This window comes from Gilliamella sp. Choc5-1 (assembly GCF_001690595.1).
Taxonomy (GTDB): Bacteria; Pseudomonadota; Gammaproteobacteria; order Enterobacterales; family Orbaceae; genus Gilliamella; species Gilliamella apicola_M.
Genome location: NZ_LZHH01000105.1, coordinates 1 through 23371, shown reverse-complemented (window position 1 = coordinate 23371; position 23371 = coordinate 1). Strand labels below are relative to the sequence as shown.

The 23371-nt window shown below is 35.7% G+C and carries 24 protein-coding genes and 1 riboswitch; of the genes, 15 read left to right on the top strand and 9 right to left on the bottom strand.

Going from position 1 to position 23371, the window contains the following annotated elements:
• Window positions 1–25 precede the first annotated feature (25 nt).
• The 9 genes from A9G35_RS08990 to A9G35_RS08950 form a co-directional block, all read right to left on the bottom strand.
• The gene (locus tag A9G35_RS08990) at window positions 26–532 is read right to left on the bottom strand and encodes a DUF4418 family protein (RefSeq protein ID WP_065636565.1); all 507 of its coding nucleotides are present in this window, start codon (window positions 530–532) and stop codon (window positions 26–28) included.
• 20 nt (window positions 533–552) lie between these two features.
• Window positions 553–1212, bottom strand: coding sequence for an ABC transporter ATP-binding protein (locus A9G35_RS08985; RefSeq protein WP_065636564.1), 660 nt, complete (start codon window positions 1210–1212; stop codon window positions 553–555).
• A 10-nt stretch (window positions 1213–1222) separates the two neighbouring features.
• Window positions 1223–2365: an ABC transporter permease gene (locus tag A9G35_RS08980; protein ID WP_065636563.1), complete on the bottom strand. Its 1143-nt coding sequence runs from the start codon at window positions 2363–2365 to the stop codon at window positions 1223–1225.
• A gap of 16 nt (window positions 2366–2381) precedes the next feature.
• Window positions 2382–3668 carry an ABC transporter permease gene (locus A9G35_RS08975; RefSeq protein ID WP_065636562.1) on the bottom strand — a complete coding sequence of 429 codons (1287 nt, stop codon included), beginning with the start codon at window positions 3666–3668 and terminating at the stop codon, window positions 2382–2384.
• A gap of 23 nt (window positions 3669–3691) precedes the next feature.
• Entirely contained in the window at window positions 3692–4015 is a 324-nt protein-coding gene (locus A9G35_RS08970; protein WP_255306018.1) for a Fe-S-containing protein, read from the bottom strand.
• 60 nt (window positions 4016–4075) lie between these two features.
• Window positions 4076–4942, bottom strand: a complete 867-nt coding sequence (locus A9G35_RS08965) for a hypothetical protein (RefSeq protein ID WP_065636560.1) — start codon at window positions 4940–4942, stop codon at window positions 4076–4078.
• Window positions 4943–5041: 99 nt separating this feature from the next.
• On the bottom strand, window positions 5042–5605 hold the full coding sequence (locus A9G35_RS08960; RefSeq protein ID WP_065636559.1) for an iron transporter: 564 nt from the start codon (window positions 5603–5605) through the stop codon (window positions 5042–5044).
• Window positions 5606–5675: 70 nt separating this feature from the next.
• Window positions 5676–6878 (bottom strand): FTR1 family iron permease, encoded by a 1203-nt coding sequence (locus tag A9G35_RS08955; RefSeq protein WP_065636558.1) that lies wholly within the window; start codon window positions 6876–6878, stop codon window positions 5676–5678.
• A 16-nt stretch (window positions 6879–6894) separates the two neighbouring features.
• Entirely contained in the window at window positions 6895–7527 is a 633-nt protein-coding gene (locus A9G35_RS08950; protein WP_065636557.1) for a nitroreductase family protein, read from the bottom strand.
• Between the two features lie 216 nt (window positions 7528–7743).
• Between A9G35_RS08950 and A9G35_RS08945 the strand changes: the two genes are divergently transcribed.
• The 15 genes from A9G35_RS08945 to prfH all read left to right on the top strand — a co-directional run bounded on the left by A9G35_RS08945 (window position 7744) and on the right by prfH (window position 22373).
• Window positions 7744–9186 (top strand): LTA synthase family protein, encoded by a 1443-nt coding sequence (locus tag A9G35_RS08945; RefSeq protein WP_065636556.1) that lies wholly within the window; start codon window positions 7744–7746, stop codon window positions 9184–9186.
• 9 nt (window positions 9187–9195) lie between these two features.
• Window positions 9196–9819: a LysE family transporter gene (locus tag A9G35_RS08940; RefSeq protein WP_065636555.1), complete on the top strand. Its 624-nt coding sequence runs from the start codon at window positions 9196–9198 to the stop codon at window positions 9817–9819.
• Between the two features lie 160 nt (window positions 9820–9979).
• Complete coding sequence (gene gutQ, locus A9G35_RS08935; protein ID WP_065636554.1) at window positions 9980–10942, top strand: arabinose-5-phosphate isomerase GutQ; 963 nt, start codon at window positions 9980–9982, stop codon at window positions 10940–10942.
• 186 nt (window positions 10943–11128) lie between these two features.
• A complete protein-coding gene (aroK, locus tag A9G35_RS08930; RefSeq protein WP_065636553.1) occupies window positions 11129–11650 on the top strand; it encodes a shikimate kinase AroK in 522 nt (173 codons plus the stop codon).
• Window positions 11651–11717: 67 nt separating this feature from the next.
• Window positions 11718–12533, top strand: coding sequence for an SPOR domain-containing protein (locus A9G35_RS08925; RefSeq protein WP_065636552.1), 816 nt, complete (start codon window positions 11718–11720; stop codon window positions 12531–12533).
• A 49-nt stretch (window positions 12534–12582) separates the two neighbouring features.
• A complete protein-coding gene (locus A9G35_RS08920; protein ID WP_065636551.1) occupies window positions 12583–13404 on the top strand; it encodes a Dam family site-specific DNA-(adenine-N6)-methyltransferase in 822 nt (273 codons plus the stop codon).
• A 37-nt stretch (window positions 13405–13441) separates the two neighbouring features.
• The gene (rpe, locus tag A9G35_RS08915) at window positions 13442–14119 is read left to right on the top strand and encodes a ribulose-phosphate 3-epimerase (protein WP_065636550.1); all 678 of its coding nucleotides are present in this window, start codon (window positions 13442–13444) and stop codon (window positions 14117–14119) included.
• A complete protein-coding gene (locus A9G35_RS08910; RefSeq protein WP_065636549.1) occupies window positions 14112–14807 on the top strand; it encodes a phosphoglycolate phosphatase in 696 nt (231 codons plus the stop codon). Before rpe ends, A9G35_RS08910 begins: the two co-directional genes overlap by 8 nt.
• A 23-nt stretch (window positions 14808–14830) precedes the next feature.
• Window positions 14831–15826, top strand: a complete 996-nt coding sequence (trpS, locus tag A9G35_RS08905; RefSeq protein ID WP_065636548.1) for a tryptophan--tRNA ligase — start codon at window positions 14831–14833, stop codon at window positions 15824–15826.
• A gap of 107 nt (window positions 15827–15933) precedes the next feature.
• A complete protein-coding gene (gene trkA, locus A9G35_RS08900; protein WP_065636547.1) occupies window positions 15934–17295 on the top strand; it encodes a Trk system potassium transporter TrkA in 1362 nt (453 codons plus the stop codon).
• A 38-nt stretch (window positions 17296–17333) separates the two neighbouring features.
• Window positions 17334–17435: riboswitch (TPP riboswitch) on the top strand.
• A gap of 69 nt (window positions 17436–17504) precedes the next feature.
• Window positions 17505–18293, top strand: a complete 789-nt coding sequence (gene thiM / locus A9G35_RS08895) for a hydroxyethylthiazole kinase (protein ID WP_065636546.1) — start codon at window positions 17505–17507, stop codon at window positions 18291–18293.
• 8 nt (window positions 18294–18301) lie between these two features.
• Complete coding sequence (gene thiE, locus A9G35_RS08890; RefSeq protein ID WP_065636545.1) at window positions 18302–18943, top strand: thiamine phosphate synthase; 642 nt, start codon at window positions 18302–18304, stop codon at window positions 18941–18943.
• An 11-nt stretch (window positions 18944–18954) separates the two neighbouring features.
• The gene (gene thiD, locus A9G35_RS08885) at window positions 18955–19749 is read left to right on the top strand and encodes a bifunctional hydroxymethylpyrimidine kinase/phosphomethylpyrimidine kinase (RefSeq protein ID WP_065636544.1); all 795 of its coding nucleotides are present in this window, start codon (window positions 18955–18957) and stop codon (window positions 19747–19749) included.
• 906 nt (window positions 19750–20655) lie between these two features.
• A complete protein-coding gene (locus tag A9G35_RS08880) occupies window positions 20656–21744 on the top strand; it encodes an RNA ligase RtcB family protein (protein WP_065636543.1) in 1089 nt (362 codons plus the stop codon).
• Window positions 21744–22373 carry a peptide chain release factor H gene (gene prfH / locus A9G35_RS08875; protein ID WP_065636542.1) on the top strand — a complete coding sequence of 210 codons (630 nt, stop codon included), beginning with the start codon at window positions 21744–21746 and terminating at the stop codon, window positions 22371–22373. The genes A9G35_RS08880 and prfH overlap by 1 nt, the downstream gene beginning before the upstream one ends.
• The last annotated feature ends 998 nt before the right edge of the window (window positions 22374–23371 follow it).

The window sequence follows — 23371 nt, the reverse complement described above, 5'->3', positions numbered from 1 at the left end:
TATGGTATTTGTTTGCTAACAAAGGCTATCGATTTTTTGTTTTTTTATTTAAATAATAAATATTAACTGCTGAGGCAATAAATAATAAACCCGATAATAATACTAAGGCAGGCTTAGAGCCCATATTGCACCGCATCATTTCGTTAGAACAAACGCCAATTAGGATCGTTGGAATTGCAGCGGCTAACAACGATATGCAAGCTGTCGCCATACTTAACCCTATTCTCACAAAAGCCGTACGACTAATCAGCAGTAATGCTCCGACGGCTATTACTAAACAACCAATGCCAATTTCAGCCCTTGCTGTCCAAAAACATTTCATAATTTTTCCTGTACTAGCGTGCATATGTCCACTATGTGCAAGCTCACCACTAACACCGTTCATTGCATTACTCATACTATGGCTCATAGTGTCAACAGGTGTTACAACAGACTCTGGCGGTGGACAAACTGGCAATATATATAATGGAAATAAGATAATTAATACGCCAATAATAATAAGGGTACTTGATGAAATAAGACGGTTTTTCATATACGACAACCTTTTGTTGGTTAGTTGTTAATTACACGAGCGACTTTGCCGTGCTCTAGTACTACGGTGGTTTGTGCATGTTTTGACACTTCTAGTGAGTGAGTAACCACAATGATTGTACTGCCTTCTTCGTGCAGTTGATGTAGTAAGTCCATGACCATCGCTTCATTGCTTTCATCTAAATTACCCGTTGGTTCATCGGCTAAAATTAATTTTGGATAATTAATCAATGCTCTAGCAATACAAACACGTTGTTGCTCGCCACCTGATAACTGCCTTGGTAAGTGTTTAGCACGAGCTGCAAGCCCAACACGTTCAAGCGCTTGCATGGCTTCTTTTTCGTCGACCATACTATGATAATACTGAGCAAGCATGACATTTTCGAGTGCGGTTAAATACGATACTAAATGAAATTGTTGAAAGATTAGACCTATTTTGTCTCGACGTATTTCAGTTAATTCTGACAAAGAAAGCTGAGTAATATCTTGCCCGTCTAAAATAACCGAACCAAGAGAAGGTTTATCCATACAACCAATGATATTCATCAAAGTTGTTTTACCGCTACCAGATGGCCCCATAATTGATAACCATTTACCTTCTTCAACTGTTAAATTTACTTCAGACAGTGCATGTAGTGAACCATAAATTTTAGACACATTATTTACTTCGAGTATATTCATACTTTATATCCTATTCGCCACGTAAAACTAACGCAGGTTCGACTTGTAGTGCTCGTTTTACTGGAATTAAACACGCAATTACCGTAACTATCACTGAGATAATAACTGTGGTTGGAATCAGATAAAACTCAATAATAATTGAACGGCCAAACACATTGGTACTAATGATTTGTGCAAAAATAAGCCCGCAAATTGCACCAATAATGCCACCAAGGATACCTAAAACGATCCCTTCAGCTAAAAATTCTTTGGCGATACTTTGGTTATTAGCTCCAATTGCCTTTTTAAGCCCAATTTCTTTACGACGCTCCATTACCACTGTCATCATTGTTGTGGCCACGCAAATCATCGTTAGTACTAATACCACAAAAGTGACCAAATAAAGTAATGAGGACAATTTGCCAAGTACCGATGTTTCAGATTTTGTCACCCATTTGATCAAATGCGGTGTTATTGTAGTGGATTGTTGCTTGATATTTTCAATATACTGCTTTAACTCAGCTTCAGTCGCCGTAATGCTTACTTCAACCACTTCGGCTTGTTCATTTTCTTCTAATAGTTGTTGTAAATCATGTAAATCAATAAAAATAAAACCATCTTCGGCTCGTCCTGTTTTAACAATGCCAGTTATTTTTAGATCCTCATCAAAACGTGAATTTTGCTTAGATTTACCTGAAATTGGCATAGTACCACCAACGCTTAAGTTAGCAAAATTAGCAATATCAATACCAATCATTATTTCATGTGGGTTTTGTGGCAATGCGCCTTCAATGTGCCAATAAGGGCTAGTTTTTGTTACTTGTTTAAAGTCAGTGCCCACAATAGTATAAGGATGCTGATTACTGCGAATTGACGCATAACGAAACGGGGTTACGCCGAGTAATTTATCTTTCGGTAAAAAACTCACTGCGTTATTAACATCCGTCATTGCTACCGTTGGCTGGTTATTAGCAGGTAACAATAGAAGATTAGCACCATAGGAACGGAACTCTTGTCCCATTTGCCTTGGGATATCATAACAAAGTGTGATCATACCAAGAAGCACTGTTGCACCAATAGCAACGCCAAGCAAAGCAATGGTAATACGAGACCGACGACGGATAAGTGAACTTAACACGGTTTTAATTATAAAGCGCCTATTTTTATTGATCATGAAACTTCCTTTCACCTTATCGACCATGTAATACATCAGTTGGGCGTAAAAACATCATCATCCGAAGTGCAGGTAAACTACCCAAGAGCGTAATTAAAAAGACCATTATTATGGTTAATGGAATAATCAATATTTTGGGTTCAACAAATGCCCCAAATACTGTATAACCAATAATTTGAGCAAAACCAATGCCGATAAAATATCCCAAAACCCCACCTAAAAAAGCAATAAGGAATAATTCAGTAAAAATGAGCAAAGATACTGCCATATTTGTTGCACCTAATGCTTTTAATAAACCAATTTCGGTACTACGCTCGATAACGTTAGCTGTCACTAAATTGGAAATCGCTAGCGCCGAACAAATCAATGACAAAATGGTGAGTAATAACATTAGTAATTGTGTTTTTTGTAAAATCGAACCTTCAGATTCAGCCACTTGCATAATGGCTTTAACTCTAACATCAGGCATTAATTCTTCAAGTTGATAAGCGATTGAGCTGATATAAGCTGTGCAATACCATGTATCCCACTCAGTTCTAGATAAACTATTAGGATCTTGCGCCGCTTTGCGCGCTAATTCATTTTCTGGGGTGGTTAATGCACTCACCTCAACACGTTCAACCAGTCCTGATTTATCTGCAATATTTTGAGCAACTGGCAATGATACATAAATTTGCGTATCTTCTACACCTCCGCTATGAAAAATATTGTGCACTGTGAGTGTAAGCTTTTTGTGGGTTTGCATTGAGATAATATCTATGGTATCGCCTAGCTTTAAATTCCACTGTTTGGCTACAGATTCACCCACCATAGCTCCTTGCAAATTATCATCGGTCATGGTGTTTCCTTCAATTGTCCACCATGATTTCATAGCTAACATGCCCGTATCAACCTGATCACCTGTTGGAATATTAAGGTGTTTATTAAACCAAGTACCTACCACCGTAATTGGCTTATCATGAAATGTCGCTTGAGTTGTTAGGAAAGCGGCAAAATCAACAATATTATAAGCCCAAAAGATCATCTTAATTTTGACAAGTTCTTCTTCTTTAATATACTGCACAGCTTGCCCACTATCATTGTTATCAAGCTGGTACATTTCATTAATGACAGCACTACCACGAGGAACGATATTGAGATTAGCACCATAGGCTTTTAGCTCTTGATTCACCTTATCACCTACGTCAAACATTACATTTAGCATAGCAGTAGCAAGCGAAACACCTAAAGCAACCGTTAAAGCAATAAGAAAGAGTTTCTTTTTTTGGCGAACTAATACACTCAGTAACATTCTGCAAAACATAATCTATTCCTTTTAATTCGCCTTTATTTAAAACGGTTTTTTTCTGCTTCAAGATTTGCAGGGCGAATTACCATATTACCGTCAATAATTTCATACTTAAGTGGCACAGGATTACACCCACCAGAAAACCCAATCGTTGCAATATTCATTACTACATCACACAAAATACAGACTACCTGATTTCCACGTTGGTAGTAACCACTTGCACCACAAATATCACAAGCATCAAACCCAACGCCATAAGCATTTTCACTTTTTTTAATAACAATAAAACGAACCAAAGTACCATCCGTGGCTTGATAGCCATAACGGTGTAAATTGCCATCATTTACTTTATCAAGGGGAATAACAATTAAATTATCGGTATTCGGTGTTACTGGCTCAGCAGGTGTCAGTTCTCCCCTTTTTTAAAAAATATAGCGAGCGCGAGTTACGGTATAAGCAGTGATCGCTGTACCTGCCATAATCATTAAAGCGCATCGTCTATCACTACGTAATTGGGCTTTAAGTTTACGAATTTGAGCAGGGTTACTACCGACTAACGAGGTTGTTTTTGATTTGATATATAAAACAATAGCTAAACAAAGCACAATAGCGATAAATATAAAAGTAAAAAAGTTAACGTGCCCAAGAATGAAAATAACCAATTTCATCATCCATGGTTGTGATGAAATAAAGCGTCTAACAATTAAAATTTGTAAAATGTTAATACTATTTTGCAGAGTAAAAATAACGATCGACAGTGAAGTAATGGCAAACACAAATCGCGTTGATAATTGGCCACAAGTATGATAAACAAATAACCCTGTCAACAAAATTACTAGTAGCGCAACCCCATAGCCCACCCATTTAAACAAGTAATCATGATTAAAAATAGAGTCCATCCCGACAGAAAATTCAAATGGATAGAGCATTAAATTAGGTAAACACTGGGCGCTTATCAAACCAATACTGAGTGCAAATAGTAGTGTAAAAAAGAATTTAGCTGTTCGGTTATAAGTGGATTTTTGTAAGCAAATAGCAATAATCAATGGTATAGCAATAATAACCCAAGGTATGACCACCCCAAGATCATAATATTCACGAACGGCAAAACCTGTATTACGTTTTAAAACGGCATAGGCCAATGCAGCAATAAATCCCACAATAAAACCGAATAAAATAATTTTTTTACTGTAATTAGGTATTGATTTGGCAATCGTCGCACTAAGTAGTGCCATTATCATGGCGGGAACGAATGTATTATCGGTAATGTTGATAAGGTATTGAAGCATATTCATTGCCTAGCTGTTGCAAATATTATAGGTGAGCATAATGCTCACCATAACTGACTATTAATTATGATATTAATTATATTTAGTATCTAAAAAAAGTTACCATGCACGCGGAATATAATCAAAGTCCCAAGAAACTTCAATCGGTTTAGTCCAGAAGCGACCTTCTACCCCTGTTTCTTTATCAACGTGTAATAAATAACCTTGTTTTTCAGGGTTTTCAATAATAAAAGTTACTTTATATTTACCAGCACCTTCAAGTTTAATGTTATTACCATAGTGAGGACCATCTGATGCGTTCATTGGCATAAAGTTACCTTCAAGAACTTTATCACTGCCTTCTTTTTTGATTTTGTATTTAACTGTTAAATAAGGAACAAAATCACCTACGCCATAGCCTAAGTTATTACCTTCGGCTGCCGAAATATCTGCTTCAATATGCATGTCTGATTTTGAAGCTGGTAAACCACCCATACCAGCAGGTTCCATATCAACAGGTTGGAAATAAACAGCCCCAATATGTAATGGGCCAACAGTAACTTCATCACCAATAGGGAATTCTTCAAAACCTTTTTGTTCACCTGGCGCTGGTGCAGCGGCATGAGCAAATGAAGATAGTGCTAGTATTGAAGCAATACCTGCTGATAAGACTAATTTTTTCATTGAAAACTCCTTCACTTTGTTTTTAAAGACTTTTAATAATTATTTCTAATTATTTAATATTATGAATTTTTTATAATTTGTAATTTTTATGACTACGTTCAAATGTGTAATACATAACCGAAAATACCACAATTAACACCATAATTATTTGTGGAATTAATGTTTCGAGCGTTGGATAAATACCTAAAATTTCAACAGAATGAACAAAATCAACTGGAGTAACTGAAATAATATCCGCTTCTTGTAACTCTTTCATTCCTCCGCCTGCAAAAGCAATGGCCATAACGTACATCAATACACTAGTACCAATAAAAAATGGCTTAAGAGGTAATTTGAGCGAACCAAAACGGATCACCATAAAAATTACCGCCAAAACTATTGTTCCAACAGCAAGCCCATACCAAACCTTATCCATATGATCTTGTGTATCAGCTAACATAGCTTGGTAAAACAAAATTGTTTCAGCTCCTTCTCGAAAAACAGCTAAAAAGGCAGCAAATCCTAATGCAAAGCGGCTTCCTGACGAAATTGCTGTTTGCACTTTGCCTTGAACATAATTTTTCCATGTTTCAGCTTCGGCTTTGGAAAACATCCAATTACTAATAAAAAATAACACCACTGTCGCAAGCAACATTGCCGAGCCTTCAATAATTTCTTGATTAGCGCCGCTGATTTTAATTGCAGAACGTAGCGCTATTGCGGCAAGTACACTGACAAAAACAGCGGCAAGCGAGCTCATATAAACCACTTTTACCATTGCTATATTGCCTGAACGAACAAGGTAAGCCGAAATTGCCGCAATGACTAAAATCGCTTCTAATCCTTCCCGAAATAGAATAATAAATGAAGCAAAGAAAACGCTCCAACCACTCTCTTTTTTACCATCCAATTCATTGGCATCTTCGTGCAACATTTTTAAAATTGTATCGATCTCAACACGAACAGCTTTATTAGGCGCTCCACTGCTCATCAATCGTTTGATTTTATTAAATTGATATTCGGTATCGGTTCCTCGTTTCCCTGAAATATAAGACATTACCGCTCGCTCTACTCCATGCTTTTCATAGAAGCCGAAATAGGCATTATTGACTTGCGCTTTAGCACGCTCAGCATCTTTCATAAAATAGATATCATAAGCGTCATTTAAAATCACATCCATTTCATCAACAATGGCATTCCAACTTTCATATTTTTTTTCCGCAGCATAAGATGATTGAGCAAAAGTCATTAAGCTCACAATAAGAAGTAAAACAAGTGTCAAAAATCGTTTCATATTGTGTTGTTACCTGTTATTTTCCTAATAAGAGCATACCAAGTGGCTTACTGCCTTCGGGCAATTGTAGTTCTTGGCTTATGACTTCGGGTTTGATGGAGTGAATATAACGAGCACTTAATTTTAAGGCTGCTGCTGCTAAATAAGCATTTTGACTCATTCCACCAACAGCTGTGTAACTAAAATTAGTGATCTGTTCTGGATTGATATCAGTAAATGCACTAGCGTCTGACACAAAAATCAACGAATAAGCAGCTCGCCTAGTAAAATTTTGCAAACCAATATCAGCACGAATATCTTTATTATTAATTTCTTTTAGATAATGACCTTCCCATTCATATAAAAAAGTTCCCTTTTCGCTAGCGACATAAATTCTTACATAAGGAGAATTGCCATTAGCCATGGGCACTGTCCAACCATTTTTACCTCGGTTTAAGCCACTTGCGGCCCAAAGTACGGTTGAAAGTTCGTTATCAGAAACTTGACCAGCAGGGAAACCCCCTCCTGATGTTGAAGATCGTTTTTTTAAACTTTCAAATAAACTCATACCATCTTTAGTTTGCGGTGTTGGTAATGTGATATCGGCATAACAAAAAGAAAAGCAAAATAAAGATAAAATAATAATGATTTTCCGTATAAAACACGGCATAACAATTCCTAACATTATAAAAATGGGATGGAGATATATTATTGCGAATGACATTAATTATCAATATTAAATAATAACAGTTATCATTTTAAATATTAATACCACATATTTTATGCTGTAATTTATAAAGCAAATTAGCCAGTATTTTTATTTTTTTATGCATTAAGTATATACTTAGGCAAAATTGATTATTGAATAGATTGAGCAACATATTTTATGCCTTTATCAACACTGATTGTTTTACCACTTTTTATTATCACTATTGTTTTTGCTTCGCTTTTTAAACAAAAAAAGTGGCAACTTTTAAGTATAACGTTATTCACGATCTTTATCGTAATGGAGCTTACTTCCATCTACTTTAGTGGTGGATTTATTGATTATCAGTTTTATGTCAATTTAAATATCAATGACATTATAGAAGGGTTATTTATTTTTAAATTGCAAGCGCTCTTAGTTATTGTGGTCTTTTTTGCCCTTATTTTTTTGCTATCAAAACTCGCAAATTGGTGTAAACGCAAATGCCATTTAATTGTTCGTTTGTTATTAGCCGTTGTAGCAATCATCTCAATTAGTTATCACAATGGACCATTAAGCCGTTTGTACGAAATTTATCAAGTCACAAGTGCCCCACGTGAGCCGTTTGAGCAAGCATTACAATCACTCAACATGACTAACTACACAAATAAAGATCAGCTTGTTAGTCATCAGGGGAAAAATATTATTGTGCTATCATTAGAATCATTTGAACAAGGCTTTTTAGATTTTCAAGAAATAACCCCAAATTTACAAAAACTTAGTCAAGGCTATACTTTTTTCGCTAATATGCCAATGAGTTCAGGTAGTAGCTGGACTACCGCATCAATGTACACCTATATGACTGGCATGCCTTTTTTAATTGGAGGTTACACAACATCACCATTAATGCGTGCAAACGAAACAAATCTCGTTAGCTTGGGAGATGTACTTAAAAAAGCTGGCTACCAAACCCGTTATGTAATAGCCGGACCTGAGTTTGCAGGTATTGGGCATACAGTGGATATGTTAGGTATACAAGTTATTTCTGAAAAAAACTACGTTGGACAATATCCATCAGCACCATTTGGGTTATATGATAAAGATATTTTTGATATAGCGAAAAAACAAATTACGCAAATGCGTCAAAACAATCAACCGTTTGCCTTATTTGTGTCAACGATTTCAACCCATGCACCAAATGGTTTTGATGATGAAAGAATGAAACCCATCATTTCGCCTAAATCTGATAACATGTCGTTCGTTGCCGCATCTTTAGATCATAATTTAGGAATTTTTATCAATCATTTAAAAGATGAAGGGATATTAGAAAATACTATATTTTATATTTTTCCAGATCATTTAATGATGGGAGCAGGCACACCAATGATCAATCGCCTGTCACAAAAAGAGCGCAAACTTTACTTATTAACGAATGCTAACACTCAAGATCTACAAAAAACAACTGATCAAACTATTTATCAAATTGATTTGCCTCGTTTAATTCTAAATGGTGCAAAAGTTGAAAGTAATGCCAAATTTTTGACAGACTATTTAACCAAACCTAATTTTGATAAAAAACAGTTTATTGAGCAAAATAAAGCCAATATTGCAACAATCAACAATTCAGCACAAGTATACAAATAGGTCAACAAAATGACGTTTGATACATTAATTTTAGTCACTACAATTAACTTTTTAGGAATGATTTCACCAGGGCCTGATTTCTTTTTGGTATTAAAAAATAGCTTGAGTTATAACCGAAAAGTAGCATTACTCACTGGTTTAGGTGTAATTACAGCCATCTTAGTTCATATGAGCTATTGTGTTGCGGGCGTTGCAGTGCTTATCGCTACCACACCATTACTTTATAACGCTTTACGCTATGCCGGCGCTACTTACTTAATATGGCTTGGCATAAAGGCACTAATGGCTAAAAAGACAAATATAACCTATATTGGTGAACAACAAATTTTGCAGTCAATTTCAGGTAAATCAGCCTTTATGCAAGGCTTTTTATGTAATTTACTTAATCCAAAAGCAACATTATTCTTTTTAGCTACCTTTACTCAAGTACTCAATGCAGAGTCATCAATCTTTGATAAGCTCATTGTCGCATCTATCATTTGGATTGAAGCTATTTTTTGGTGGCCTTTTGTGGTATTTATTTTTCAAACACAAAGCGTACAACGTCGTTACTTTAAACTTCAATTTATCATTGATAAATTACTGGGTATTATTTTAATTACACTAGGGATCAAAGTTGCTTTAGGTTTTTAGATTATTAAAAGTTAACAAGTAGATATTGATATGATACTTTTTTGAATATTCAACCGTTAATTGTTAAACTAATACCAATTTAGCTTTTATAATCGTTATCCCCCCCTATTCACCGATTATATTTGCCGTTTATTTATTTTTATTCGATAGGTTAATTAAAATGGATAAAATATTACAATATGGTCGAGAGCTTCTAGAATTAGAGTTACAAGAAGCAAAAAAATTGCCTAATCGGCTTGGCAAAGATTTTATTAATGCTTGTCAACTAATTTTAAGTACCAAAGGTAAAGTTGTTGTTTCAGGTATTGGAAAATCTGGACACATAGGAAAAAAAATTGCCGCTTCGTTAGCAAGTACAGGTAGCCCAGCTTTTTTTATGCACCCATCGGAAGCCCTGCATGGCGACTTAGGAATGATAACTCAAAACGACGTAGCCATATTAATTTCATACTCAGGTCGAGCTAAGGAATTTAATTTAATTTTACCTATTCTTACCGAAATGCAGGTTCCTGTTATTGCTATTACTGGAGGGTTGGATTCACCACTTGCTAAATCAGCCCAAGCCATTCTTGATATTTCAATTGAAAAAGAAGCCTGCCCAATGGGACTTGCACCGACATCAAGTTCAACCAACACATTATTAATGGGCGATGCGCTAGCAATTGCTGTAATGCGCGCACGAGGGTTTAAGGAAGAAGACTTTGCACGATCCCATCCTGCTGGTAGCTTAGGAGCTAAATTACTCAACCATGTACGGGATATAATGCGAACAGGGGATCGAATACCTAAAGTGCCACAAACAGCAACAGTTCTTGATACAATGTTAGAATTAAGCCGTACAGGTGTAGGCTTAGTTGCAATCTGTCAAGATAATAATAAAATAGCAGGTGTATTTACCGATGGTGATCTACGTCGCTTATTATTAAAAAATGGTACATTACAAGATAACATTATGGACGTTATGACCAGCCTAGGGCATCGAATTCCTGAAAGTTGGAAGGCTGTCGAAGCTCTAAAATTATTTACTGATCATAATATTACTGCCGCTCCGGTTGTTAATAACAACGATGAATTAGTAGGTGTTTTAAACATCCATGATTTGCATCAAGCTGGTATTAGCTAAAACTATTGGTAAATACCTATTGCCAAAAGGTACTATCTATTGAGATAATTACCAACCTAAATTTTTGTCGTTAGACGGAGATCCAAGAAAAGTTACACAGTAATAACTAAAATAATTTTATAAATTATAATGAGTTATTAGTGTGTTGTATATTTTTAACCCAAATTAATAGATGATGAAATTACAATGGCAGAAAAGCGAAATATCTTTCTAATTGGCCCAATGGGGGCGGGAAAAAGCACAATAGGCCGACAAATTGCACAACAGTTAGGCATGGATTTTTTTGACTCAGATCAAGAGATTGAAAAACGTACTGGTGCAGATATCGCATGGATTTTTGACCTAGAAGGGGAAGAAGGGTTCCGTGCCAGAGAAGAAAAAGTCATTAACGAATTGACTGAAAAACAAGGTGTTGTTCTTGCAACAGGTGGGGGTTCAGTCTTATCTAAAGAGACACGCAATCGATTATCCGCTAGGGGAATCGTTGTCTACCTTGAAACAACTATCGAAAAACAAATGGCAAGAACGCAAAAAGATAAACGTCGCCCTTTATTACAAGGCGGTAACACACCCCGTGAACTTTACGAAGATCTTGCCAGTGAACGTGAACCTCTTTACGAAGAAATTGCTGATATTACCATTAAAACCGATGAACAAAGTGCCAAAGGTGTTGCAAGTTATATTATCGATAAAATAGAACAAATTTAAATAGCTTATTTTAGAAATAATAACTAATCATGAAGCAATAAATCTTTTAATAGGTTAAGGAGTAAGTATGCGTGTAGATAAAGATGACCGTTATATATCAGAACAACCTAATAAGGACTCTACGCCCTCATTAAAATTGCTCGGTTTTCTTCAAGATTTTCCAAGGAAAAAGTTAATTATTTTCGGTTTAACAATTATTATTTTTTTATTACTTTTTTTGATTATCTTTTATTCTTTTCACAAAAAAACAGAAACATCATTAACCCCTTCAGAGGTAAATGGAGTAACGTCAGCAGAAGAAATCAATGATACAATCACTGATGAACAAAACATTAGTGAGGTTAATGGAAATCAAATTAGAGGTACTAATTCAATAATAGAAACATCATCAGACAATACTTTGAATCAATCTAATACGCAACTTGAATCTTTTGGTAATACAAATAGTAACTTAAGTTCATTAACTAATAATCAAAATAAGGGTTATAAAGCAAACCATCAGACTGTTACAACATCTAATGATAATGCTGTCGCTAGTAAGACCAATACGAAAAAAAATAACCATAACTCGGTTAATAGCAAAAATGAAAATGTTGGTTTAGAAAAAAACATTAAGATAAAAAATGATCACTATGTCATTCAGCTTAGTGCATCTAAATCATTGGAAGGATTAAAAAAATTTATCAAACAAAATAATATAACCGATTACCATATTTATGAGTCTAAACATCAATCTGGTTCGTGGTTTGTTTTAATAAAAGGTAATTATTCATCAATAGATGAAGCGAACAAAGCGATTAAGTCTTTACCAACTGCACTGAAAAAAGACAAACCATGGGTTAAATCTGGTGCAACAATTAACAAAGAAAAAGTAACGAAATAACAAGAAATATCGTTTATTTATCCGATCAACGACAAATTAGGAGTATCCGTTGAAGAAGCAACGAGCCTTTTTAAAATGGGCTGGAGGGAAATATGAGCTCGTGGACACAATTAAACGGTATCTACCAGAAGGCGAACAACTAATTGAACCTTTTGTCGGGGCTGGTTCTGTATTTTTGAATACTAACTACAAAAGTTATATTTTAGCGGATATCAACAACGATTTAATTTCATTATTTAAATTGTTACAATCAAGCCCTGATCAATTTATTAGTGACCTTCGATTGTTATTTTCCACTCAAAATAATAATCCCGATGCGTTTTACCAACTGCGCGATTTATTTAATGGTAGTAAAGACCAATATTTTAGATCACTTTTATTTGTCTACTTAAATCGTCATTGCTATAACGGTTTATGTCGTTATAACAACAGCGGCCTATTTAATGTCCCATTTGGGCGTTATAAGACAATTTATTTCCCTGAAAAAGAACTCTATTTTTTTGCAGAAAAAGCGCAAAAAGCTCAGTTTATTTGTGCGCCTTATCATAAAGTAATGAAACAAGCAAAAAAAAATTCAGTAATTTATTGTGATCCGCCCTATATATCACCGAATGAATCAGCGGGCTTTACAGCCTACTATTCAAATATATTTGGATTTGAAGAACACAAAAAACTATCAAAATTAGCTGAAACCATAGCATATAAAAAAAATATACCTGTACTAGTGTCTAATCATTATACTGATTACACAATGACCCTTTACAGTAAAGCAAGTGAGCTTTATCGGGCAGAAATGAGGCGCTCAATTAGCTGTGCTGGTGAAGGACGTAAAAAAATTGACGAGATTTTAGCGTTATATAAAAAGTCATAAGCAGGTTTGGTTAAAGTAAAGTTATTAGAGGTAGGTTATGAAAAAATACATTATTGCGCCATCAATATTATCAGCCGATTTTGCGCGTCTTGGCGAAGATACTCAAAAAGTGCTTGATGCAGGAGCCGATGTTATCCATTTTGACGTAATGGACAATCACTTTGTTCCCAACCTAACCATGGGTTCAATGTTTTGTAAAGCTTTACGCGACTATGGTGTTAGCGCCCCTATTGATGTGCATTTAATGGTATCACCAGTTGAAGATTTAATAACTAGTTTTGCCAATACTGGGGCAAGCAATATATCAATCCACCCTGAAGCCACTGTTCATTTAGATCGTTCATTGCAATTAATAAAAGATCATGGTTGTACAGTTGGTATTGTATTTAATCCCGCAACCCCGTTAAACTATTTAGATTATGTCATAGATAAAATTGATATTATTTTATTAATGGGCGTTAACCCTGGCTTTGGTGGACAATCATTTATTCCATCAACCTTAAAAAAACTACGACAAGTAAAAAAACGTATTATTGAATCTGGACGCGATATTCGATTAGAAATTGATGGCGGCGTAAAAGTAGAAAATATTGCTGAAATAGCTAAAGCTGGTGCCGATATGTTTGTTGCTGGTTCAGCTATATTTAACCAACCTGATTATAAAACCGTTATTGATGCCATGCGTAAAGAATTAGCAGGAGTTCAACATGACTAAATTAAATGACATTCAGGCCGTAGCTTTTGATTTAGATGGCACACTTGTCGATAGTGTCCCAGGGCTTGCACTGGCCTCACAAAAAATGCTAGCAGATTTAAACCTACCAACAATTAGCAATGAACAAATCAAAAACTTCGTAGGTAATGGTATTGATATCATGCTAGAAAGAGTATTTAAAGCAATTGAAGTCGATCCATCAACAGAACTCTTTGCCAAAGCTAAAGATCTATTTAATCAGCACTATGATAAAGTCATTGATGCAGAAACTAAATTATTTCCCAACGTTAAAGAGACCTTAAAAGCACTCTATGATAATAATTATCCACTCGCATTAGTAACTAATAAACCTGCACAATTTTTACCAGCTTTACTGACTTCTTTAGGTATAAAAGAGTACTTTTCATTAGTGCTTGGTGGTGGAGATGTGATTAAATTAAAACCACACCCAGCGCCCTTATATCAAGTTATGGCAACATTTGGATTGTTTAGTGATCAGCTCTTGTTTGTGGGTGATTCTAAAAATGATATCACAGCAGCGCAAAATGCCAACTGCCCGACGGTAGCATTAAGCTATGGCTATAATTATGGCATCTCGATCGCTACGAGCAATCCTGATTTTTTATTGGATGATTTTAAAGACATACTAACATTATTACCTCAGCCCAAAGCTGATGCAAAAAAATAATTAGCATAGATTAGGAATAAATTATGAGTAAACCGATTGTATTTAGTGGCGCTCAGCCATCAGGAGAACTAACACTTGGCAACTACTTAGGTGCATTAAAAAATTGGGTGGCTTTGCAAGGTGAATATGATTGCGTTTATTGTATTGTCAATCAACATGCGATCACAGTACGTCAAGATCCCAACAAATTACGCAAAGCCACATTAGATACACTTGCCCTTTATTTAGCTTGTGGAATTGACCCCAAACAGAGCACTATTTTTGTACAATCACACGTCCCTGCACATGCAGAACTTGGTTGGGCATTAAATTGTTACACCTATTTTGGTGAACTCAGCCGTATGACACAATTTAAAGATAAATCATCACGCCATGCCGAAAACATTAACGCAGGTCTATTTGACTATCCAGTACTTATGGCAGCAGACATTTTGCTTTATCAAGCAAACTTAGTACCTGTGGGCGATGATCAAAAGCAACATCTTGAATTATCGCGTGATATTGCTATGCGCTTTAATGCACTTTATGGGGATGTTTTCACCGTTCCTGAACCGTTTATTGCTAAAGTTGGTGCACGCGTTATGTCATTACAAGAACCAACAAAAAAAATGTCAAAATCAGACGAAAATCGCAATAACGTAATAGGGTTACTCGAGAACCCAAAAGATATTGAAAAGAAAATAAAACGCGCAATGACTGATTCTGATGAACCACCAGTCGTTCGTTACGACATAAAAAATAAAGCTGGTGTATCAAACCTGCTTGATATTTTAACGGGTATCACAGGAAAGCCTATTGCTGAGCTTGAAAAAGAATTTGAAGGCAAAATGTATGGTCACTTAAAAACCGAAGTGGCAACTCAAGTTATTGACATGTTAACCAACTTGCAAGCTAAATATCATGAGTATCGTGATGATGAAAGCTACTTATTTTCAATCATGCAAGAAGGTGCCGAAAAAGCACGCTCAAAAGCCGAACCAACATTGAAAAAGGTCTATGACGCAATTGGGTTTGTTTAATTACTAAAACAATACTCTATTGTTACAAAAATAAAATAGTATGTAATGGCTTTAATAAACTAGATAAACAAGCAACCATTAAAGCCATTTAACGATACAGGTTAGTTATGAAGATTATTATTCTTGGTGCAGGACAGACAGGTAGTGCGCTTGCTGAATATCTCGTTACCGAAAAGCAAAACGATGTTACAGTGGTTGATGAAGATCACGACAAATTGCAATCTTTGCAAGAACGCTTTGATTTACAAATAATTTGTGGCAAACCATCTTATCCGCAAGTCTTAAAAGATGCCGGTGCCGAATCAGCAGACATGCTTGTTGCGGTTACTAACTCTGACGAAATCAACATGATAGCTTGCCAAATTGGACATGTGATGTTTCACATTCCCCAAAAAGTCGCGCGTATCAGAGAACCCGAATACAATAACGAAGATTACCCCTGCTTCAACAAAGATTGCATTAACATTGATCATATTATTGCTCCAGAAAACCTTATCACCAACCATATTAGCCAGTTAGTACAATACCCCGGTTCACTGCAATTTGCCTCTTTTTGTGATAATCGTGTCTGCTTAGTAGCTGTAACTGCCTATTATGGTGGTGCTTTAGTGGGTAACGAACTATCCGAACTCAAAGAACATTTACCACATGTTGAAGCTCGTGTCGTTGCCATTTATCGTAAAAATCGCTTTATTCGCCCACTCGCCTCAACCTTAATAGAAGCGGGTGATATGGTCTACTTCATCACACCGCCAGTCAATATTAAAGCCGTTACTAGCGAATTACAACGATTAGAAAAACCCTATAAACGAATTATTATCAGCGGTGGCGGAGGTGTCGCTGTTGCTTTAGCAAAACGTTTAGAAAATGACTATCAAGTCAAACTAATTGAACGAAATGCAGAGCGTGCAGAATTAATTGCCGAGCAACTTATTAACACCACTATATTGCATGGAGAATCATCTGACCAAGAATTACTATCACAAGAGCAAATCGAGCTTACCGATCTATTTATTGCGGTAACTAGCGATGATGAATCCAATATTATGTCATCCATGCTTGCCAAAAGAATGGGCACTAAAAAAGTCATTGTATTAATTCAACGCCAAGCCTATCTTGAACTGATTAATGACAGTGTGATTGACATTGCCATTTCCCCACAACATGCCACCATTTCAGAACTATTAAGTCATGTAAGGCAAACTGGCGTAGTTAAAGTTGTCTCGTTAAGGCAGGGCGAGTCTGAAATTATCGAAGTCGTTGCTAATGGCGATAATGACACATCAAAACTTGTCGGCAAAAATATTAATAGCCTAAAACTTCCTTCAGGGGCAACTATTGGCGCAGTGGTTCGTGGTGAAGATATCATTATTGTCAATACTGATCTAACTATTGAAAACAACGATCACCTGATCATCTTCTTACCCGATAGAAAAACAATTACTGATATAGAAAAATTATTACAATAGCTTGTTAATAATAAATAGTCAGTTCATAATAACCAATAAATTTTGACTCGGGGTGTTTTTTGTTCTAACAAAAAACTGAGATCTTACCCGTTGTACCTGATCTGGATAATACCAGCGTAGGGAAGTCTCAGCCATAAAAACCCTAGCTTAAGTTTGGCACATTCTTCCCCGCATTTACCGATTAATAAATAAAAAAGGAAGGAAAGAATATGCCAATAGCCCAACCATTCCAAACTGCGCAAGCAATTACATTTATCAACCATATAAAACAACAGTGCCCACTAGTACATTGTATCACCAACGACGTAGTCCAAAACTTTACGGCTAATGTACTCCTTGCTATTGGTGCATCGCCAGCGATGATTATTGCCGAACAAGAAGTTGAATCATTTGTTACCATTGCCGATAGCTTACTAATTAATATTGGCACCATCCACAACAGCACAGCTAACAGCATGCTACTTGCAGCCAAAAAAGCCCAACAAACACAAACCCCATGGGTACTTGACCCTGTCGCAGTTGGACCATCGCTTAGTTATCGAACCGATATTGCTCATCAATTGTTATCATTTAATCCAACAGTAATACGCGGTAATGCTTCAGAAATACTCGCGTTAAATGGACAAAACGCCTCATCCAAAGGACCAGATAGTCAAGACTCAACCCAATCGGCTTTAAATACTGCCAAAGCACTTGCACAACAATACCAAACTATTGTTGCTATGACTGGTGATGTCGATTACATCACCGATGGCAACACCACCTATAGCATAACAGGTGGTGATGTAGCGTTAACAAAAGTGACAGGAACGGGATGTTCATTATCTGCCATGGTAGCGGCTTTTATTGCAAACTCACCCGATCCATTACAAGCCACTGCATCAGCATGTTTAATGATGAAAAAGGCAGGCGAGCTTGCCAATAAACAGCAAGGACTAGGCACCTTTGCTGTTTCAATATTAGATCAGCTCTCTACATTTAACTCAACGCACGAATAAGGAAACAAATGAAAAAACAACTCGATCTTACTCTTTATTTAGTTCTTGATCCCTTATTATGCGAAGGAATTAATGGCATGGTAAACACCACCAAAATTGCCATTGCTAATGGTGTAACGGCAATTCAATTAAGATCAGAACAAACATTTTCAGGTAAAGATTGGTATTACGCCGCATTAGCATTAAAAGAAACACTAAAAGGCACGCCTGTACCACTATTTATAAACGATCATGTTGATATCGCACTTGCTGTTGATGCTGATGGTGTACACATAGGGCAAAGTGATCTTCCTGCCGATGTTACACGACAACTTATTGGCAATAAAAAATGGTTAGGATTTTCAATCTCAAACCACCAGCAACTTAATGCTGTGCCTTGGCAAAAAGTCGATTATTTAGGAATTGGTCCAATCTATCCAACTGCAACCAAAAAAGATGCCGCCAAAGCGCTTGGTACTAAGCAATTAACCGAATTATTAAAATTAAAACAGTGCCCAGCTGTTGCTATTGGAGGTATTGATGAAAGCAATATCACTGACGTCATTCACACAGGTATTGAAGGAGTTGCCGTCGTTTCGGCAATTTGTGGTAAAAAAGATATTCAACAAGCAACATTATCACTTATTAACAAAATCAAACAAGCTAAATAGGAAAGATTATCATGACAACAATTGCACTCACCATTGCTGGATCAGACCCTAGCGGTGGTGCAGGTATTCAAGCCGATTTAAAAACCTTTTCGGCACTTGGTGCTTATGGCATGTCAGTTATCACCGCGCTAACGGCACAAAGCACACAAGGCGTTGATGCGGTACTTGCAATATCGCCCGAATTTATTGAAGCCCAATTTAACACGCTTTATCAAGATATCAAAATTGATAGCGTAAAAATAGGAATGCTGATGAATAAAGAGATAGTCACAACCGTTCACCATCTTTTTAAAACAAACCCAATTCCAGCTATCGTATTAGATACCGTAATGGTTGCCAAAGGTGGACACCCTCTTTTAAAATCCGATGCTGTAACGGCCATTCGTGAGCTTTTATTACCACTAGCCACCATTATCACTCCCAATCTACTAGAAGCTGCTGCATTACTTGATTGTGATGAAGCAAAAACCGAAGATGAAATGCAAAACCAAGGGCAAAAATTACTCAAACTAGGTTGCAAAGCAGTATTAATGAAAGGTGGACACTTACCAAGCAAAGAAAGCCCTGATTATTTGATCACACACAATAATATAATAAGAATGACCTTTCCACGTATCCAAACTAAAAACACTCATGGAACGGGGTGCACATTATCAGCAGCTATTGCAGCATTATTACCTAAAAATAATTTAGAAGAAGCAATCGTCCAAGCAAAAAATTATCTACAAGGCGCAATTAGCCATGCCGATGATTTAAATATAGGGAAAGGAATTGGACCAACGCATCATTTTTACCAATGCTGGTGAAATACCATATTATGATTTGCTACCACTATAAACAATCATCTGTTTTACTACACTTTAATCAAACGCCTAATGCCATAGCTTTATGGCGTAACTCTTATTGATTAAAAAACAAACATCTTTAATCCATTTTCTATTGCAGTATAGATAATGATTTAGCTTTTAATAGATTAAATGTTGTTTTGAGCAACGACATAATAGGTCCCTGATCACTACTACTAAAAATGAATAACACCGTGGCTGAAACACAAGCCATTACAATCGCATATTAGAGTGCACTTACACCTTGTTCATTTTTAACAAATTTACCTAAAAAACCTCTTACTTGAGCATGAAGTTTAAACAAATAGAGAGATTTTACATCTTAGTTGTTTTCAAAAACTAAAAATAGATTGTTAAACAACCCCTTTAAAAAGAATAAAATAATTTTAAATAGATTTTATGCATTAACACCTACCGAAGAAGCTATTTACTCATTTTTATTTCAAAAAAATACTAAAATTTTTTATTCTGCTATTTACTTCTTATAAGAAGATAACTATGATATGCGCCATTATTAACTGCAAAGGAGAATTATTATGATTTATTTAACTAACCTTTGCAGGCTTATCGCAAAATAATTAAGTAATTACTCTTCATAAATTTTTGCTTCAATTTATTCTGCCGATTCTAGCCTGCCAATTAAAATTATACCCAATGTTTAAAGACAACTTTATATTAAATAAAGTAGCTACTGTTTTAGACAAACAATCAATTTATTGTGTTCTAATCACTATTAAATAGAGTTAGATGTTAAGTAAGCTTTAATTTTCAACATCACTTTCTTACATGTGATTTTTTCAAAACAATAGTCTTTATACGTCTTCAGGGTACAACAAAAACAATAATATTTATTAAATGGATTGATATATGGACAATTCTATACAAGTGCTATCTGACAAAGCGTCATATATAGCATCAAAAAATACTTGGATCGAAGGGTTAGCTATTGAACAATTACTGTCAACTGCAAATTTACCGAATATGATTAAAGTCGTCGGTATGCCAGATCTTCATCCAGGAAAAGGCTACCCTATTGGAGCTGTTTATTTAAGTTGTGAAACCATTTACCCAGCCTTAATTGGTAGTGATATTGGTTGTGGTATGGGTTTTTGGCAAACAGAAATCAATATAGCTAAATTAAGCATTGATAAACTAGAACGGCAGATCGGTAATATTGATCAACCAGATATACGGCACAAATATAATCTAGGTACAATCGGCGGTGGTAACCATTTTGCTGAATTACAAAAGGTTAGTAAAATTTTTGATGAACAGTTATTTAATCATTATCAACTTAATGCTAAAAAATTATTTTTATTGGTGCATAGTGGATCAAGAGGATTAGGACATCAAATTTTACAAAACCAGTTATCACGTTTTGGCTATCAAGGTTTACCTGATAATAGCCCTGAGGCATTAAACTATCTAGCTAAACATGATAATGCCGTAGCATTTGCAAAATTAAATCGCCAAGTGGTTGCTGAAAGATTAATGACAAACCTTAATACTCAAGGTAATGAAGTGCTAAATGTCTGCCATAATTTTCTAGAAAAAGTAACATTAGCCCAAAAAGATTATTGGTTACACCGTAAAGGAGCCTCTTCAGCGACAGATGAACTAGTGATAGTCCCAGGATCACGCGGGGATTATAGCTATTTAGTCCAACCAATAAAGTGTGAAAATTTATTAATGTCATTGGCTCATGGTGCTGGGCGTAAATGGCGGCGAGCTGACTGTAAGGGAAAATTAGATAAGCGGTATTCTATGCAAGAATTGAAGCGAACTAAACTGGGTAGTCGCGTAATTTGTGAAGATAGTAGCTTAATTTTTGAGGAAGCACCACAAGCTTATAAATCAATCGATAGTGTGATTGAGTCGATGCAACAGGTCAATATTGTTAAAGTGATCGCACAGCTTACTCCAATATTAAATTATAAAACACAAGGAGGTCATTAATGGCATTACTCTTTTTTTCATCTGCCCGAGGACCTGCTGAGTGCAGTTTAGCGGTTGCCAAAGCGGTAACTCAATTTTTAAGTGAAGCAAGTAAATTATCGGTAACTACCGAAATAGTTGAAAGCGTATTGGGCGAAAAGCCCAATACTTTTCGATCTGTGCTTATTTCGGTTGACGGTTTACAAAGTGAACCGTTAATTCAACGTTGGCTTGGAACCATACAATGGATCTGCCAAAGTCCGTATCGACAAACGCATAAACGTAAGAATTGGTTTATCGGTGTTACTTGTCTAGAAAATCCTTTGCAAATAATAGATAGTAACATTGAATTTACGACTACGAAGTCATCAGGTGCAGGTGGTCAACATGTCAATAAAACCGAATCGGCAGTAAGAGCAACCCATATAGCAACAGGTATTAGTGTTAAAGTGCAAACAGAACGAAGCCAACATGCCAATAAGCGGTTAGCTAAATTATTACTAGCCCATAAGCTTGCCCAATACGAAGCAAATACACATCAACAACATAAAGCCGAACGCCAACAATTTCATTATTCTGTACCAAGAGGTAACAGTAGTTTGGTGTTTTATGGTGAAGGATTTTATGAAAAAAATAATAATTATTTTTAGGAAAACGTCGGGTTGTTTACACTTCATGATTAAAATAATCCTCTAAAAACTCATAAGGCGTTTTTCCAAAAATCATTTTATGTGGTTTAACGATATTATAAAAATTAATAAAGCGTTTAAGCTTTTGTTTTCTATCTATTGAATCGATAAATATATGCTGATTATGCCACATCGCAATTCAAAGTTCGTATCACTCTTTCGGCTTTCCCATTCGTTTGTGGACAGGCCGGTTTGGTGAATTTTTGATTAATACGATGCTATCACACAGCTTGTCTAAACAAATATTTTATCTAAAAAACAGACAAATCCCCCATTTTTGTCAAAAACTTTCAGGAACGCACTGCGTTTATGTAAAAAATCTAAAAAAATCAGACTTAAGTTATAAAAAACTAGCCAAGCAATAAAAAGCAGCTGCCCCACATTAAGCTTGGCCATTATTGGTTTATTTTACCGGTTATTTTGTAAAAAATATTCAGGAGTCTATACCGTTTTAAATCCATAACACAGGTTACCACGTTTAATTTGGCGTTTTGAACTGAACGACTTGGCTCTGGCATTGACACTAAAATTTAGTTTTTAATCTTTAAGTTATAAAAAGCTAGCCAAGCAATAAAAAGCGGCAGCCTCACATTAAGTGGGGGCGATTTATTGGTTTATTTTGCCAGTTATTTTGTAAAAAATATTCAGGAGTCTATACCGTTTTAAATTCATAACAAATTGATTTAAATAAAAAAGTAAAAAGTGCCAACAACACCGTAAGGTCAATATTTCAGTTTTTTTACGCTATCAAGAAAACAGACAAATCCCCCATTTTTGTCAAAAACTTTCAGGAGTGTACTACGTTTATGTAAAAAATCCTAAAAAAATCAGACTTAAGTTATAAAAAGCTAGCCAAGCAATAAAAAGCGGCAGCCTCACATTAAGTGGGGGCGATTTATTGGTTTATTTTGCCAGTTATTTTGTAAAAAATATTCAGGAGTCTATACCGTTTTAAATTC

What these genes read in the sequence shown, in the direction of transcription:
- A9G35_RS08880 (WP_065636543.1), top strand. Translation starts at nt 20,656, where the DNA reads ATGGACAATTCTATACAAGTGCTATCTGACAAAGCGTCATATATAGCA.
- A9G35_RS08975 (WP_065636562.1), bottom strand. Translation starts at nt 3,668, where the DNA reads ATGTTTTGCAGAATGTTACTGAGTGTATTAGTTCGCCAAAAAAAGAAA.
- A9G35_RS08950 (WP_065636557.1), bottom strand. Translation starts at nt 7,527, where the DNA reads ATGCCGTGTTTTATACGGAAAATCATTATTATTTTATCTTTATTTTGC.
- aroK (WP_065636553.1), top strand. Translation starts at nt 11,129, where the DNA reads ATGGCAGAAAAGCGAAATATCTTTCTAATTGGCCCAATGGGGGCGGGA.
- A9G35_RS08945 (WP_065636556.1), top strand. Translation starts at nt 7,744, where the DNA reads ATGCCTTTATCAACACTGATTGTTTTACCACTTTTTATTATCACTATT.
- A9G35_RS08955 (WP_065636558.1), bottom strand. Translation starts at nt 6,878, where the DNA reads ATGAAACGATTTTTGACACTTGTTTTACTTCTTATTGTGAGCTTAATG.
- A9G35_RS08960 (WP_065636559.1), bottom strand. Translation starts at nt 5,605, where the DNA reads ATGAAAAAATTAGTCTTATCAGCAGGTATTGCTTCAATACTAGCACTA.
- A9G35_RS08940 (WP_065636555.1), top strand. Translation starts at nt 9,196, where the DNA reads ATGACGTTTGATACATTAATTTTAGTCACTACAATTAACTTTTTAGGA.
- A9G35_RS08965 (WP_065636560.1), bottom strand. Translation starts at nt 4,942, where the DNA reads ATGCTTCAATACCTTATCAACATTACCGATAATACATTCGTTCCCGCC.
- A9G35_RS08985 (WP_065636564.1), bottom strand. Translation starts at nt 1,212, where the DNA reads ATGAATATACTCGAAGTAAATAATGTGTCTAAAATTTATGGTTCACTA.
- gutQ (WP_065636554.1), top strand. Translation starts at nt 9,980, where the DNA reads ATGGATAAAATATTACAATATGGTCGAGAGCTTCTAGAATTAGAGTTA.
- thiD (WP_065636544.1), top strand. Translation starts at nt 18,955, where the DNA reads ATGACAACAATTGCACTCACCATTGCTGGATCAGACCCTAGCGGTGGT.
- A9G35_RS08910 (WP_065636549.1), top strand. Translation starts at nt 14,112, where the DNA reads ATGACTAAATTAAATGACATTCAGGCCGTAGCTTTTGATTTAGATGGC.
- thiM (WP_065636546.1), top strand. Translation starts at nt 17,505, where the DNA reads ATGCCAATAGCCCAACCATTCCAAACTGCGCAAGCAATTACATTTATC.
- trpS (WP_065636548.1), top strand. Translation starts at nt 14,831, where the DNA reads ATGAGTAAACCGATTGTATTTAGTGGCGCTCAGCCATCAGGAGAACTA.
- A9G35_RS08925 (WP_065636552.1), top strand. Translation starts at nt 11,718, where the DNA reads ATGCGTGTAGATAAAGATGACCGTTATATATCAGAACAACCTAATAAG.
- thiE (WP_065636545.1), top strand. Translation starts at nt 18,302, where the DNA reads ATGAAAAAACAACTCGATCTTACTCTTTATTTAGTTCTTGATCCCTTA.
- prfH (WP_065636542.1), top strand. Translation starts at nt 21,744, where the DNA reads ATGGCATTACTCTTTTTTTCATCTGCCCGAGGACCTGCTGAGTGCAGT.
- A9G35_RS08980 (WP_065636563.1), bottom strand. Translation starts at nt 2,365, where the DNA reads ATGATCAATAAAAATAGGCGCTTTATAATTAAAACCGTGTTAAGTTCA.
- A9G35_RS08990 (WP_065636565.1), bottom strand. Translation starts at nt 532, where the DNA reads ATGAAAAACCGTCTTATTTCATCAAGTACCCTTATTATTATTGGCGTA.
- trkA (WP_065636547.1), top strand. Translation starts at nt 15,934, where the DNA reads ATGAAGATTATTATTCTTGGTGCAGGACAGACAGGTAGTGCGCTTGCT.
- rpe (WP_065636550.1), top strand. Translation starts at nt 13,442, where the DNA reads ATGAAAAAATACATTATTGCGCCATCAATATTATCAGCCGATTTTGCG.